The 15,491-nt window shown below is 58.1% G+C and carries 12 protein-coding genes; 7 read left to right on the top strand and 5 right to left on the bottom strand.

Annotated features, from left to right (window positions below; genetic code table 11):
• Window positions 1–422 precede the first annotated feature (422 nt).
• The 5 genes from FRC96_RS19075 to FRC96_RS19055 all read left to right on the top strand — a co-directional run bounded on the left by FRC96_RS19075 (window position 423) and on the right by FRC96_RS19055 (window position 9,357).
• A complete protein-coding gene (locus FRC96_RS19075) occupies window positions 423–1,925 on the top strand; it encodes a type I restriction-modification system subunit M (RefSeq protein ID WP_146976891.1) in 1,503 nt (500 codons plus the stop codon).
• Window positions 1,915–3,222, top strand: a complete 1,308-nt coding sequence (locus FRC96_RS19070; protein WP_146976890.1) for a restriction endonuclease subunit S — start codon at window positions 1,915–1,917, stop codon at window positions 3,220–3,222. Before FRC96_RS19075 ends, FRC96_RS19070 begins: the two co-directional genes overlap by 11 nt.
• 6 nt (window positions 3,223–3,228) lie before the next feature.
• Window positions 3,229–6,363 (top strand): type I restriction endonuclease subunit R, encoded by a 3,135-nt coding sequence (locus FRC96_RS19065; RefSeq protein WP_146976888.1) that lies wholly within the window; start codon window positions 3,229–3,231, stop codon window positions 6,361–6,363.
• 29 nt (window positions 6,364–6,392) lie between these two features.
• A complete protein-coding gene (locus FRC96_RS19060) occupies window positions 6,393–8,480 on the top strand; it encodes a lecithin retinol acyltransferase family protein (RefSeq protein ID WP_146976886.1) in 2,088 nt (695 codons plus the stop codon).
• 76 nt (window positions 8,481–8,556) lie between these two features.
• Entirely contained in the window at window positions 8,557–9,357 is an 801-nt protein-coding gene (locus tag FRC96_RS19055) for a M48 family metallopeptidase (protein WP_146976885.1), read from the top strand.
• A gap of 153 nt (window positions 9,358–9,510) precedes the next feature.
• Here FRC96_RS19055 and FRC96_RS19050 read toward each other — a convergent pair whose 3' ends face one another.
• Both FRC96_RS19050 and FRC96_RS19045 read right to left on the bottom strand, forming a co-directional pair.
• A complete protein-coding gene (locus FRC96_RS19050; protein WP_146976883.1) occupies window positions 9,511–10,791 on the bottom strand; it encodes a hypothetical protein in 1,281 nt (426 codons plus the stop codon).
• Between the two features lie 207 nt (window positions 10,792–10,998).
• Window positions 10,999–11,475 carry a helix-turn-helix domain-containing protein gene (locus tag FRC96_RS19045; RefSeq protein WP_146976881.1) on the bottom strand — a complete coding sequence of 159 codons (477 nt, stop codon included), beginning with the start codon at window positions 11,473–11,475 and terminating at the stop codon, window positions 10,999–11,001.
• 476 nt (window positions 11,476–11,951) lie between these two features.
• Between FRC96_RS19045 and FRC96_RS19040 the strand changes: the two genes are divergently transcribed.
• Both FRC96_RS19040 and FRC96_RS19035 read left to right on the top strand, forming a co-directional pair.
• The gene (locus tag FRC96_RS19040) at window positions 11,952–12,566 is read left to right on the top strand and encodes an HdeD family acid-resistance protein (RefSeq protein ID WP_230470464.1); all 615 of its coding nucleotides are present in this window, start codon (window positions 11,952–11,954) and stop codon (window positions 12,564–12,566) included.
• Window positions 12,567–12,638: 72 nt separating this feature from the next.
• Window positions 12,639–13,469, top strand: a complete 831-nt coding sequence (locus tag FRC96_RS19035; protein ID WP_146976878.1) for a hypothetical protein — start codon at window positions 12,639–12,641, stop codon at window positions 13,467–13,469.
• A 372-nt stretch (window positions 13,470–13,841) separates the two neighbouring features.
• Here the strand turns inward: FRC96_RS19035 and FRC96_RS19030 are convergent, their stop codons facing one another.
• The 3 genes from FRC96_RS19030 to FRC96_RS19020 all read right to left on the bottom strand — a co-directional run bounded on the left by FRC96_RS19030 (window position 13,842) and on the right by FRC96_RS19020 (window position 15,447).
• Window positions 13,842–14,156: a HigA family addiction module antitoxin gene (locus FRC96_RS19030; RefSeq protein ID WP_146976876.1), complete on the bottom strand. Its 315-nt coding sequence runs from the start codon at window positions 14,154–14,156 to the stop codon at window positions 13,842–13,844.
• 45 nt (window positions 14,157–14,201) lie between these two features.
• A complete protein-coding gene (locus FRC96_RS19025) occupies window positions 14,202–14,495 on the bottom strand; it encodes a type II toxin-antitoxin system RelE/ParE family toxin (protein WP_146976874.1) in 294 nt (97 codons plus the stop codon).
• Between the two features lie 628 nt (window positions 14,496–15,123).
• Window positions 15,124–15,447, bottom strand: coding sequence for a HigA family addiction module antitoxin (locus FRC96_RS19020; RefSeq protein ID WP_146976873.1), 324 nt, complete (start codon window positions 15,445–15,447; stop codon window positions 15,124–15,126).
• Window positions 15,448–15,491 lie beyond the last annotated feature (44 nt).

The raw sequence follows: 15,491 nt of genomic DNA, 5'->3' as shown, positions 1-15,491 counted from the left end.
CGATGCCCGCCACCCGCCCGTAGGGGGACCCCTTGTGGGTCCCCGCCGTCCATCCCTATGCCGATGCCCGCCACCCGCCCGTAGGGGGACCCCTTGTGGGTCCCCGCCGTCCATCCCTATGCCGATGCCCGCCACCCGTCCGTAGGGGGACCCCTTGTGGGTCCCCGCCGTCCATCCCTATGCCGATGCCCGCCACCCGCCCGTAGGGGGACCCCTTGTGGGTCCCCGCCACTCCCAACCGTCGGCGTCCGGGGGAGGCACAAGACCTCCCCCTACGGCTCGGGTGTGTTTTCCCCCCCATTCCGATCAACCTCCCCCCTTCTTTTTACCCATATTCTACGTTACAACCTGTACTCCCAGCTCCACCCCACCTCGCCGCTCCCTGGCGAGCCCGCACAACCCAAGTCGTTCCGGACGTACCCATGACCGACACCAAACTCCCCGACATCACCCTCCCCACCCTCGAACGCCACCTCTGGAAATCCGCCGACATCCTCCGCGGCTCCATCGATGCGGCCGACTACAAGCACTACATCTTCGGGCTGCTCTTCTATAAGCGTCTCTGCGACGTCTGGAAGGAGGAGTACGACCAGCGCATCGCCGAGTTCGGCGACGAGACCCTGGCCAGCATGCCCGAGGAGCACCGCTTTCATGTGCCGCCGGGCAGCCACTGGAAAGACATTCGCGAGAGCTCGGTGGATATTGGCGAGCGCCTCAACGTGGCGTTTCGCGCCATCGAGGACGCCAGCCCCCGGGTCAAAGGCGTGTTTGCCGACGTCGACTTTGCCAACAAAGAGCGCTTCCCCGACGCGCTGATCGAAGCGCTGATGGCGCATTTTGAGGAGCTCGGGCCGCTCACCAACGCCCGCGTCGACGCCAACATGCTCGGCGACGCCTACGAGTATTTGATCGCGCAATTCGCCGACGACGCCGGCAAGAAGGGCGGCGAGTTTTATACGCCGAAGCAGGTCGTGCGCTTGATGGTGGAGATTTTGCGGCCTGAGCCGGGCATGACCATCTACGACCCGGCCTGTGGCGCCGGCGGCATGCTGCTCGTCTGCTGGAAATACCTGGTCGAGCAGGGCCAGAACCCCAAATCCCTCTCCCTCTACGGCCAGGAGAAAAACCTCAACACCTGGGCCATCTGTAAGATGTCGCTCCTCCTTCACGACATCGACGACGCCAAAATCATGCGCGGCGACACCCTCCTCGACCCCAAACTCCTCAACGCCGACGGCACCCTTAAGCAATTCGATATGGTGCTCGCCAACCCGCCCTTTTCGCTAAAAAACTGGGGCAACAAGGTCTGGAAACAGGGCGACCCCTTCGGTCGCGACGTCTACGGCGTGCCGCCCAAAAGCTACGGCGATTTCGCCTTCATTCAGCATATGGTCGCCAGCCTCAAACCCACCGGACGCATGGCCGTCGTCGTCCCCCACGGCGTGCTCTTCCGCGGCGGCGCCGAGGGGAAGATCCGCACCAAACTCCTACAGGCCGACCTGATCGAGGCCGTCATCGGCCTCGGCAATAATTTGTTCTATGGCACCGGCATCCCCGCCGCCATTGTGGTCATCAACAAACAAAAAGCCCCCGAGCGCCGCGAGAAGGTGCTGATCGTCAATGGCGAGAAACACATCGCCGAAGACAAAACCCAGAACTACCTCACCGACGACCACGTCGCTCGCCTCGCCACCGCCGTCCACGACTACGAGGATCAAGAACTCCTCGCCAGAGTCGTCGAGATAAACGAAATCGTCGACAACGACTACAACCTTAACCTCTCCCGCTACGTCCAAACCGACCCGCCCCCACCCCCCATCGACGTCGACGCCGAAGTAAAGAAGCTGCGGGAGTTGACAGCAAAACGGGATGCGGCCGAAGCTCAGATGAACGCGTATCTGGAGGAGTTGGGTTATGGTGAGTAAGGTGCCGGAGGGTTGGAGCCGAGTGACAATCTCGGATATCATTAGCAACCAGCGGGATTCACTTGCCACAAAAACGTTGTCCCAATCTCGCGTATTATACTTCTCCATTCCGATCTTCGATGAGACTGGAGCTCCAGAGATTGTTGATGGTAGTGAAATCGGCAGTTCAAAATACAAAGTTCCATTAGACTGCGTATTGCTTGCGAAACTAAACCCACGCATCCCTAGAGTATGGCGAGTTCAACATAGCGGCGAACGCCTTGCTGCATGTTCAACAGAATTTTGGCCACTGATTCCAAAATCAAACAACATCTTGCTCGACTTTTTAAAGTTCACTCTTGAAAGTGAAGCGTTTCTCACCAATCCACTTATCGCCCCTGCTTCCAGCACCAAAAGCCATCAAAGAATTAAACGTACATCCTTTGAAAAATATACCTTTCCCCTCCCCCCCCTCCCCGAACAAAAGAAAATCGCCGCCATCCTCTCCAGCGTCGACGAGGCCATCGAGGCCACCGAGGCGGTCATCGAGCAGACCCGCACGGTCAAGAAGGGGCTCCTCCAGGAGCTGCTGACCCGGGGCATCGGCCACACCGAGTTCAAGAAGACGGCGATCGGGGAGACTCCGAGGTCGTGGCGGCTATCAACGTTAGGAGATGAATTCTCTTCATCCTCACTAAAAAATGGCATTTACAAGCCCCAAGACCTTTATGGATCGGGCACTCAAATTGTAAGAATAGACAATTATCAAAACGGGGAACACCTCGACTCCTCAAAATTAAGAAAAGTCCAACTTGATCCTGATGAGATTGAAAGTTACGAGCTCCAACATGGAGACATTTTAATCAACCGTGTAAACAGCTTATCTCACTTAGGGAAAACAACGTACATTTCAAATCTCACTGAGCGCACCGTATTTGAGTCAAACATGATGCGCCTTCGATTACCCAACAACCCGACACTGTCACCAGAGTTCATATTTCTTCATCTCGCATCCGATCATATAAAATCATTTTTTCAAGGACGCGCCAAAAAGGCTGTTGCCCAAACAAGTATCAGCCAAGATGACATTTTGGCCATCCCTGTCACTATTCCTCCCAAAAAAGAGCAAGACGAAATCTGTATTATATTTGATTCCATAGAAACAATTCTCATCCGAAACAATGAGCAACTTCACTACTTAAAAACCCTTAAACGCGGCCTCCTCCAAGACCTCCTCACCGGAAAAGTCCGCGTCAACACCCTCGACCTCCCAGCCCTCTTGAACGCCGAGGCTCCCGCCGAGGCCCAGGCCGAGTAGTCCATTATGAGCGAAGAAAGCGCCGTCGAAATCCCGGGCCTGCGATTCCTCGAAACGCTGGGCTACACCGAGCTGAGCGCCACCGAGGTGAATGCGCAGCGGGAGAGCTTCGAGCGGGTGCTGTTGAAAGACACGCTTGTCGACGCGCTGATGCGCATCAACGTTATTTTGCGGGAGACGGCGCTGAGCGTTCATAATGAGCTCGCGGGCCTGAGCGATAACGAGGCGTGGTTTAAGCGCCTGCGGGGGCAGGCGTCCAAAAAGGTGTCTGGCGAGTCGACCTCAAAGACGATTCGCCTCCTGGACTTCGACGATCCGGGCCAAAACACCTGGGAGGTCACCCGACAGTTTTATGTGAAGGGGGGCGGCAAGGTGATCGAGGCCGACCTCGTGGTCTTTGTGAACGGCATCCCGCTCGTGGTGATCGAGGCCAAAGACCTCACCGTGGGCCTGGAGAAAGGCATCGCGCAGATCCGCCGCTACGAGACCCACGTCGACGCCCTCTTTGCGCCCAACGCCTTCAACATCGTGACCACCGGCGCGGGCCTGCGCTACGCCGCCACGGGTGCCTCATCGCAATACTGGTTCGACTGGCCGGAATCCACGATTCCCGGCCCCACCTTCGCCAAAACCCAGGCCATGGAACGCGGCTTCACCGAGCTTTTGACGCCCGCGCGCCTGCTCGACCTCATCGCCCATTTCATCGTCTTTGAGCGCGACGCCACGGGCCAGAAGGTCGTCAAAAAGATCTGCCGCTACCAGCAGCTCCGCGCCGTCAACAAGATGGTCGAGCGCGTCATCGATGGAACACACCGCAAGGGGCTGATCTGGCATACCCAGGGCTCGGGCAAGTCGCTCACGATGGTCTTCGCCGCCCTCAAGCTCAAGTTTCACCGGGGCATCGACCACCCGCGCCTCAAAAACCCCAACATTCTGGTGGTGACCGACCGCAAAGACCTCGACGCCCAGATCACCGGCACCTTTCGGGCCTGCGGGCTGCCCAACCCCAAACACGCGCGCTCCTCTGCCGAGCTTCGCGCGCTGATTGACCAGAAAAGCCCCGGGCGCGTGATCACCTCCACCATCTTTAAGTTCGACGGCGAGGACCCCCGCTTCGAATCCAGCAGCATGCGGGAGCGCCAGGCCGCCATGGCCGAGCTCGCCGCACCCCAGAGCGCAAACTGGATTCTGCTCGTCGACGAATGCCACCGAACCCAGGAAGAGCTCCTGGGCGCCTACCTGCGCGCCACCTTCCCCGACGCCTTTTTCTTCGGCTTTACGGGCACGCCCGTCAAAAAGAACGACAAAGACACCTACGCCAACTTTGGCGCGCCGGGCGAAGGTTATCTGGATAAATACGGCATCGACGAAGCCGTGCGCGACGGCGCCACGGTCAAGGTGCTCTACACCGCGCGCCTCCCCGAATGGCACCTCGAAGACGCCGAGCTCGACGCCGCCTTCGACCGCTATTTCGCCGCCGAAGACGACGAGACTCGCCGCAAACTCAAAGAACGCGGCGTCACCCGCAGCGACCTCGCGCGCCTCCCCTCACGCATTGCGCAAATCGCCGCCGACATCTGGCAGCACTTCCGCACCCACATCCAACCCGACGGCTACAAAGCCCAGATCGTCACCGTCGACCGCCGCGCCGTCGCCAAACATAAAGCAGCCCTCGATGCCGTGATCGCCGACTGGTATATGGCCGAACACGGCCTCTCCGAATCCGCCGCGCGCCTGCGCGCCACCGCCCACAGCGCCGCCATCTACTCCGCCAACGCCAACGATGCCGGCGAGGTGCTGGAGGATGAGAGCGTGCGCGGGGTGCTGCGTTTTCAGTTGAGCGAGGCGCAGCAAAAAGACGCCATCCAGCGCTTTCGCGACCCCGAGAGCGAGCTCTACTTCCTCATCGTCTGCGACAAGCTGCTCACCGGCTTCGACGCCCCGGTGGAGCAGGCGATGTACCTCGACAAATCGCTACGCGACCACAACCTGCTGCAGGCCATCACCCGCACCAACCGCCGCTTTCGCGACAAACCCTACGGGCTGATCGTCGACTACTTCGGCGTCTCCCAAAACCTTCAAGACGCCCTCTCGGCCTACCGCGCCGACGACGTGAAAAACGCGCTGCGCCCCGAAACCGGCCTCCACGACGACCTGCGCGACGCCCACCGCCAGGTCATGGCCATGATCGACCCCGCCGACCGTCACGACGTCCGCCAGGCCGTCCGCGCGCTCGGCAGCCTCGACCGCTATTACGACTTCTGCCAGCGCGCCAGAGCCTTCATCGCCCTCTACGGCGCGATCATGCCCGACCCCGTCGTCATCCCATACGCCCCCGACCTCAAGCTCGTCACCGACATACTCCACCTCGGCAAGATGGAGTGGGAGAACGAAGAACCCGACCTCAGCTTCACCCACTACAGCGCCAAACTCCGCCAGATGCTCGAAGCCCACCTCGAAGTCACCGGCATCCGCGAGCTCTGCACCCTCCGCAGCTTAAGCGACAGCGCCTTCTGGAAGGACTTCGACGACGACGCCGAAGCCCCCCGCGACCTCGAGACCGCCGCCGTCCGCAAAACCGTCGAACTCAAAAAGATCATCGCCGAAAAACTCGGCGAAAACGCGGAGCGCTACGCCAGCTTCAGCGAACGCCTCAAAGAGCTCATCGCCTCCTTCCAACTCGGCCTCTTCGACGACGCCGCCGCCAAACTCGACGCCCTCGAAACCGTCGCCCGCGACCTCCAGGCCGAAGACGCCGCCCACCAGAGCTCTCGCCTCAGCGAACACGCCTTCGGCATCTGGTCCATCCTCAAAGCCACCGTGGCCGATGTTTCTGACGAGCAAAAACCGTCCGAGGGTCAGACCGACGCCGCCGCCCAGGCCACCCAATACGCCGAAGCCTACGCCGAGGGCACCGCCCACGCCCAACGCCTCGCCGCCCTCGAAACACTGGCCGAAGACATCGCCGCCCTTTATCAAAGCGACGAGCACGCCCCGATCCGCTGGCAGGAGAAGGGCTCGGTGCGCCACGAGCTCCGCAAGCAGGTCCGCCACATGCTCTACCGCGACGACGTGCCGGGCTGGCGTGAGTTGCCCGAGAAGATCGAGACCTTTGCCCTCAAGCATTTTGCGAAGTCATGACCCCACGTTTTCTATTCTAGGAGTAAGTTATGGCACTTGGCGATCATTTAAGAGTATTTCGAGGCTTCTACTGGCATCATGGCATCGACTGCGGCGACGGCACGGTCATTCATTACACCGGCACACCGACGGATATTAAAAACGCGGCCGTAAAACATGATCCCATCGCAATCTTCTCCAACGGCAAAAGACCTGAAGTGGTCGCTTATACCTATGCCTTTGATGCAGAGACAACGATTACGCGGGCCCGCTCTCGGCTTGGAGAGAAGAAATACAACCTCGCGTTTAACAACTGCGAACACTTTGCGAGATGGTGTCGCACCGGAGAACACGAGTCCGAACAGGTTAACTTTGTAAGTGGCGTCCATCCCACTGCAGACTTCTTTGCACGCGCGGGCCAGAAACTAAAGTCCCCGGATGGATTTACCGCCGAGGACGCGTATCAGCTCTTCTCGCCATACGCCAAAAAACTGTTCAATAGCGACGTCAAAAACATCGACCTCTCTCAGCCCTGGAGCTTTTCAAAGAACATGGCACCCATGGACCCTACTGCAATTCTCCCGGCTATCAATGTCGGCCTCGGAGTCGCCAACCTGGGCGTAGGTCTGTACAACGCGTACCGATCTCATGTCATCGAACAAACCGTTGTCGAAGAAGCGTCTGCCACTCGAGCTGAAGTCCGCCTAAACCGCGCTGCCACTGAGGCTGTTCATCGAGATGTGCGCGAAATCAAACAGCAACTCATCGCTGGCTTTGATCGTGTGCAGCACATGCTCGAATATCAAAATGGCCTCCTCTACGCGATTCAAAGTCAACAACACGTTCATGATCAAAAGCTCGACATCGTCATCTCCACGCTTGTGGATGGTTTCGAGACCATGGAAGAGCTAATCGCTTCGGTGACTGACCTGAGGCGTCAGGACGATTACTCAGTCCGACTTCAATCCCTTAACTTCGCACGCAGGCAAGCCGTCGACAGCCTTATTCTCGATGGCGAACTAACCTCACGCGACATAAGCCGTCTTCGCGAAAACGCTGAGAGTCTTGAGATTTTCCTCGAAGCCCGGCTGAAAGACAGCGATCTCCACCGTCTCTCCAGACAATCGCTTATATTAGCGCTGGTAGATGCGCGCGTTGCACAAATCGACGCCCTCATGTTTGAGGATTCCGAAAATAACCAACGACGTGCCGCTCACCTTTATGAAGACCTGTGTCTTCGAATTCGAAAGGAAGCACGGCTGCTCCTCGACAACGTAACCCCATGGGAAGTCGCCACGGCCTTGAGGGGGCAGATCCATACCTACGTCACACTTTACCGCACGCTGCGTCTGGCATCGGAGCTTCTGGAAACAGCTATCCCGATCGAAGCATTGCGAATCGCCCCTTGGCACGACACGCTTCCGGTCGAACCTCTTCAACTGTCTCCTTCCACGTCCGACGACACCATTCAGTTGAATTCTCTCGCAGACTACGAATGGCTTGTTCGCGCGTTCGAACTCGATCCGATTAATGATGATATAAGCGTTCTTTCTCAGATTCCTGTCGAGGCAATCGCCAAACGGCTCGGCGCTTCAACCTCTACGGTCGATTTTCATACCGCTCGACCTTATACACTGCCTGAGACATGGAAGAACTACGGCGAGGAGCTCAACAAAGAACTTGGGTTCGATCCAAAAATCCAACTGCTGCCTACGGATCTGACACCAGCGCCAGACTCTTCCACGCCGAATACTACGAGATGGGATACTCGAGGCAACTACGAACCAACAGACAGTTTCTTTTCTCGCAACAAAACAAATGAAACATACCGCCTCGACATTAAATATCAGAACGACACGATTCTACAACTTTACACAAAACTCAAAGACGGCCATTGTGCGATAGCACTTTATTCACTAATGCATGACGGAAAGGTGCTTGGTCCAGAATTCACGGAAACCATTTTGGATAAAGGACGCATCACGTTTGAAATTCCGATTCCCGGCATAGGTGAGACCGGTACTTTTGACATTATTGGTGCGAAGGCAAAATATAGGGGCATCGTCGAAATCACCTCGGGCGCTGCAATATGTGAATGTCCTGTACACGCACTTTATCGACGCGCGGCTACTTATTAGTCCACGGTTCCACCTCGTCGATGGTTTCTCAACCTTAGGTTGTTTTTATAACTGATCCCGGAACTTAGTACTTCTTATGCCCCCCACCGCCCCCCCACATCCCGAGCGCGACGAGCTGCAGATTGGTGAGTCGACGATCCCGTACAGCGTACGGGTGAGCGCGCGCGCCACCGCCAAACGCCTGGAGGTCACCCCCACCGGGGTCGTCGTCATCGCCCCCCGGGACACCCCCGCCAGCGGCCCCGGCAGCGTCGAGGCCTTTTTGCTCAAAAAACGCCGCTGGCTCTACCAGGCCGTCACCGACCTGCAACGCCGCGAGGCCGGCGGCGCCACCCTCCCCCAATCCTGGGAGCGCGGTGCCAAACTCATGTACCGCGGCCGCAACCTCATGCTCGAAATCACCGAGGCCGACGTCGATAAAGTCTCGATCCGCTGCCCCAGCCGCTTCCACGTCGAGGTCCCCCGCGGCCTCACCGGCCCGCGCCGCCGCGCCGCCTTGCGCCACGCGTTTCATGCGTGGCTGCGCGGTCGGGCGTTAAAAGACGCCCGGCATTTCTGCGCCCACTACGCGGCCCGATTGGGCTCGGAGTTCGTGGGCGCCAATTTCGCCAGAGAACAGGTCGAGCTCGGCGACTACCAACATATGTGGGGAAGCTGCGGCAAGGACGGCGTCCTGCGCATCCACTGGCGCCTCATCCAGGCCCCCCGCGTGGCCCTGGAGTACGTCTGCGCCCACGAGGTCGCCCACCTCCGCCACCGCAACCACGACCCGGAGTTCTGGGAGACGCTGGGAGGCCTGATGCCCGATTGGAATGCGGCGAAGGAGGTGTTGGAGAGGTGGGAGAGGGAGACGTTTGGGGGTGGGAGGGGGTTGTAAATATAGCTACACTTAAACATCGACAAAGCGAATCAACACAAAAGCAATCCCACTCAACCTTAGAAGAACAAACAACAGGAGCCACATCCCACCATCACTACACAAATCACACAAAACCATTAAAGACTATCATCACTTAAACACCACCCAAACCTATTCACCTGTCTCAGCTATTGATAATTCTAGAACTGCGGGCACGGTTAACCCCTTAACCTCACACCCTTGTTTAAACTCAATATATTTTTCAGGATTCCTTTCAAAAAATTCTCGCGTTCGATCTCGCAATACATATGGCAATGGAGTCACTCCTGCAGACTCCCGGAGTGCTCCTGCAATTTCAGGAGTAATTGTATGCGTTCTCAAATAATTAACTATCAATTCAGCGTTTCGATTTGCCCAAGGGAAGACGTTTGCATTCATTTCTTCGAATGCGTAGACTTGAAACTCATCCCAAAAGTCATGTTGTTCTAGTATTGCCCAGTCCGCATCCGACGGAACTGTACCGTTTATTCGTTTAATTACCCACTCAACAGACTCTGAAATTTGCTCAGACGGGATTATTCCGTGTCGTAACATTGCGGCATAAACAGGAAGGTCTCCATACCGATCATCAAACAATACACTACGCCATAGCTGTCGAATTAGTTGACTTTCATCCTTAAGAATCAAAACATAATTAGGATTCTCCCGGAGCACACCTGCAAGAAACTCTACATTATTCCTCATCAGAGTTAACAGTGGCAAAATAATAGCTTCATTATGACTTTCAAAAACCGCCGCTACGATGGTGCGATAACTTTTTGAGGAATACACTTGTATATTTTCCGAGCGCCCTGTCATTTTTTCTGCTAAGCTCTGAAAAAAGTTAATATATTCCCCTTCAGGAACAGCACGTGGAATATTTTCAATCAATGGAGCGATCGACTCGGTCGGATCGGTAATATCCGGGTTGAAAAACTCTACAAAACCCTCAATCAGTGCTTCCCTACTTCCGCTAGGTACAAAATACCCAAGATTGGCTCTCACAAATTGCCAAAACATATCAACATGAGCACTTGAAATTTCATTGTCTTTAAAGTGAGCGCAATCATTACGTCGATCTCTCCAATATTCAACTTGCCTTCGGATATCATCACGTATCAAGAAGATGGGCGCAGGTTGCTTTTGTTTAATGCTGTCGAAAACTTGGTTATCCCATTGGTCTTCACTTTGAAGACATTGACGAATTTGCGTCCATTTGTGCGATGGAATACCATTCGGATTAGATGCCTCTAAAAGACGTTTTCGAATGGTTAAATTAAATCCTAACACACTAAAAAGTAGTGCAGCTCGGTCCGCGCCGGCTTTGTAACACGTAAACGCCTCATCGAACACAAGCCGGGCCTCAGGTGGCACATCGATTTCGTCTAACCATTTCTGGAATGGCAATTTCATTGTACAACCTCTCTTTTTAAAAGCAGAGAACTTACGCTAGAAGAGCACCACTCAAACTACATGTCAACATGTTAAACAAGCGCCATCCATAAAGGCATTTGTCCTATTAAATTCTTGAATATCACAAGGCAAAGAAAGTGTCAGCACATTAATCCTGGGATGTGTGGTGCCGAAAAATTATGAAATTTTAAACGCAACGACACTCCTTTAAGTATTCACTACCCTCGACTCCGCTCCCTCCCCACCCGACGCCTCCGGCAATACCGGCTCCTCAAAAAAGCTCCGCAACTCCACCCCCATCGCATCCAACACACGACTCGCCCGATCCACGGTGATGCCGTGGTACTCGTTTCGCTCATCGCGCGAGACTTGCGACTCATGCACCTCAAGACGTCTGGCGAGCTCGCGTTGGGTGAAGCCCCGCGCGATGCGCAGCGCGATCAGCATGGAGCCTAGCCCATGCAGATTGGAGAGCTCACCGAGGTCGCCGCGCTTCAATCGCTCGTAACTCTGCACCTCCTCCTCCAACTGCAGATGGAAGGATCGCAAGGGGTCGAGCGCGCGCTTGAGTTCGTCTTCGTTTAGGCCCATCCCTTCGAGACGAGCACGGTGCTCTTCGAGGCGCTTTTTCTCTTCTGCCTGGCGAGTGAGCGTTTTTTGATACTCAGACTCATTGCGAATCATCGTGAACCTCCGATGTTTTTGAGCGAGATCGGGCGGTCGCCCCTGGACCGGCACGCTTGTTTGCAATCCTCGGCTGCCTGACTCCGTGATCGTGCAGCGCTGGCAACACACGGCCCCCTCCCTAAAAACTGCGACGACTTGACATATATGTCAAACTCGACGGACTCGTAACGCTTCAGAAGACCACAAGGTGAGCCCCCCACCAACCCGAGCGCATCCAGGGCGGCGCCTGACAAGGAGGCTGGGATGACGCTGTAGCAGCGCTACTGCGAATCCCAGACGACACCGTCAGCGTCGTCCAGGGGCGCTCGGCACCCGGGGCGCTCGGCACCCTCCCGTAGGGGGACCCCTTGTGGGCCCCCGTCGCTGAGATCCATAGGAGCGGCCAAAATCGTTCCTAGTTTTCAAACCATCACCCGGCGCCCCCGCCGCCATCGATGCCGGTGGTGCCGACCCTCTTGCAGTGGAGAGACACCATGGTCACGACGATTGAGGAGGACGTTGCCTACGAGAACTGGGGGTGGATGCTGGCCCGCGGCGTCAGCGCCTTGCTCTTCGGGTTTGTGCTGCTGATCTGGCCCGGGCTCTCACTGGCGGCGCTGGTGATCTTCTTTGCCGCGCTCTTGCTGGTCGATGGCATCACCGCGCTGGTGTACGCGGCAAGCGGCGGGCGCACCCTCCGGGGCAAGGTCTGGCCCCTGATCGGAGTCGGGCTGATCGGGATCTGCGCGGCCGTGACCACCTTTGCCTGGCCTCAGATCACGCTTGGCGTTCTGATGGTGATCATCGCGTTCTGGGCGGTCGTACGCGGAGCCCTGGAGCTGATCGCCGCAGTCACGTTTCACAAACGGTTGCAGGGCAGCTGGTTTCTGGCGCTGAGCGGCGTGTTGACGATCCTCTTCGGAGTCGTCCTCCTTGCCTGGCCCGCGCTGGGACTCAGCATGCTCGCCTGGATCGTCGGCGCGTATGCCATTTTGGCCGGGGTGGTGTTTCTGGGCCTGGCCTTTCGAATGCGCAACGCCCATCAGGAGCTCCACCCCGACAGGTATCACTCGCCATCGGACCAACCCGGAGACGTTACGCCGACCTGAGCGCGCGAGCTCACGCGTACGTACTCATGTGTGCCAACCGGCGCCTTATTCGATCCGGTGAGGGAGGCGGCGATGATCGACAGAATCCTGTCCAGCGAGACGCACTGGTGGTTCTTCTTTGCCGGAACGCTTGTCTTCTTTTTGCTCATCGTGGAGGCCGGCTACCGGGTGGGGCGCTGGCGACGCGAGCGCACCCACCCGGAGCAAAAATCCCAGACCGGCACCATCCTGGCCGCCCTGCTGGCGCTGCTGGGCTTTTTGCTGGCCATCAGCTTCGGCATCGCCGCCGACCGCTTCGCCCAGCGCAAGGCCCTGGTGCTCCAGGAGGCCAACGACATCGGCACGACCTTTCTGCGCACCAACTTTCTGCCCGAAGCGCAGAACAACGCGTCCAAAGAGCTGCTCGCAGCCTACGTCGATCTGCGTCTTCGTCCGCTGGAAACCGGCGATCTGGATAGGGCCATTGGCGAATCCGCCGTGATTCAAAATCAGCTCTGGGAGCAGGCGACAATCGCCGCGGCAGCCCACCCGCGCTCGGTCCCGGTGGGGCTTTATATCGACTCCCTCAATGACGTGATCGACCGCCACGAGGAGCGCGTCACCGTCGCGATTCATTACCACATCCCGCCCAGCCTGATCTGGACGCTCTACCTGGTCACCCTCTTATCGATGCTGGTCATGGGGCTAAATTTCGGGCTGGCCGGCACCCGCAACATGCTCGCCAGTGTGGCGCTGGTGGTCGCCTTTGCCGCCGTGCTGCTGCTGATCGTCGATCTCGACCAGGTGCAACAACGCCTCTTCACCGTCAGCCAGTCCCCTCTGGAGGATACGCAGGCCACCATTCAGAAAACGCTCCAGGAGGCTTCCCCGGTCGGCGGGGGGCCGCAGGAGAGTGGCGAATAGGGTTTGGTAACAGGGTGCCGGGGTTCGCGACGTCGGTCGATTCGTGTGGGGGATGGGGGGTTCGCTCTGTGGTTGGGTGGTTGGGTGGTTGGGTGGTTGTGGGGCTTGAGGGGTTCGCGACGTCGGTCGATTCGTGAGCGCGGTGGGGGGGTCGCTCTGTGGTTGGGTGGTTGGGTGGTTGGGTGGTTGTGGGGCTTGAGGGGTTCACGGCGTGGGTCGATTCGTGTGGGCGGTGGGGGGTTCACGCGAACCAAAAGATCCGAGCGCATCCAGGGCGGGGCTGGCAAGGAGCCAGGAGGAGCGTGTAGCAGCGCTACCGCGACGACGCAGCGACACAGCCAGCGTCGTCCTGGGGCGCTCGGCAGGCCTGGCTCACCCTTTAAACGCCTCCAACACCGCAGGTAGCTCCTCGCCACCCTGCTCCGCCTCATAGAGATCCACGGCCTGCTGCAGGTTGATCCAGAACTGCGCCGAGGTGTTCACCGCCGCCGCGATGCGCCGCGCCATCCCCACGTCCAGCGAGGTATGGCCGCGCACCAGGCGGTTGATCGTCTTCACATCACACCCCAGGTGGCGCGCAAACGCGCTCTGCGAGATGCCCGCCGGCTTGAGAAACTCCTCAAGCAAAACTTCGCCGGGGGTGGTGGGTTTGCGGGTGCGGATGCGGGCTGAGGAGCGCTCTAACATGGGTGCCTCCGAGACGTTGATTCGCGGGCCTATGTGGGGGGAATGTCAGTGGTAGTCGATGACCTGAACCTGAGCCGGGCCGTCGTCGGTCCAGACAAAAACAATGCGCCACTGCGCGTTGATTCGAATGCTATGCCACGCTTTTCGGTCGCCGCTGAGTTTCTCCAGCCGATTGCTCGGCGGGATGCGCAAATCCGTCACTTCCGTCGCCGCGTCGAGCATATCGAGCTTTCGGGCAACCACCTTGCTCTGCCGCTTCCACCCGCAGCCCTTAGAGGGCAGCCGGCCGGAGAAGAAGAACTCTTCGGTGGTGCTGTCGCCAAAGGACTGGATGGCCATGGTTGCTCTGGGCGAGGTGTCTGCAACACGTCGGGGATATCCTTTACCTTGCCATGGTAAAGATACGCACGCGTCATGGGCATTGCAATCAAAGTTTACCACCCCGTGGTAAAGGACTGTCGGTAATACCAGGTTGCAGGGCGCCACGCTTCGCGACGTCGGTCGATTCGTGGGCGCGGTGGGGGGGTCGCACGCAAAATACAAAACCCGAGCGCATCCAGGGCGGCGATGGCAAGGAGCAAGGAGGAAGCTGTGGCAGCGCCACCGCGAATCCCAGACGACACAGCCAGCGTCGTCCTGGTGCGCTCGGAGGTTGGGTGGTTGGGGGGGTGTGGGACGCCGGGGTTCGCGACGTCGGGTGGGGGGTTCACGCGAACCCAAAAAACCGAGCGCATCCAGGGCGGCGTCTGACAAGGAGTGAGGGATGAAGCTGTAGCAGCGCTACCGCGAATCCCTCACGACGCCGTCAGCGTCGTCCTGGTGCGCTCGGCGCTTTCCGCAAAATACAAAACCCGAGCGCATCCAGGGCGGCGTCTGACAAGGAGTGAGGGATGAAGCTGTAGCAGCGCTACCGCGACTCCCTCACGACGCCGTCAGCGTCGTCCTGGGGCGCTCGGCACCGCACGGCTCAGTCCACCTCTCCCTTAAACGCCTCCAACACCTCCGGCAGGTCCCCCGAATGCTGATCCGCCTCATAAAGATCGACGGCCTGCTGCAGGTTGATCCAGAACTGCGCCGAAGTGTTCACTGCTGCCGCGATACGTCGCGCCATTCCCACATCCAGGGAGGTATGGCCGCGCACCAGGCGGTTAATCGTCTTCACATCGAATCCCAGGTGGCGTGCGAATGCACTCTGGGTGATGCCGGCGGGCTTTAGGAACTCTTCGAGCAAGACCTCGCCGGGGGTGGTGGGTTTGCGGGTGCGGATGCGGGTTGAGGAGCGCTCTAACATGGGTGCCTCCGAGACGTTGATTCGCGAGCCTATGTGGGGGGGGA

It is taken from the genome of Lujinxingia vulgaris, assembly GCF_007997005.1.
Classification (GTDB): domain Bacteria; phylum Myxococcota_A; class Bradymonadia; order Bradymonadales; family Bradymonadaceae; genus Lujinxingia.
This window is presented reverse-complemented; position numbering and strand designations above follow the sequence as displayed.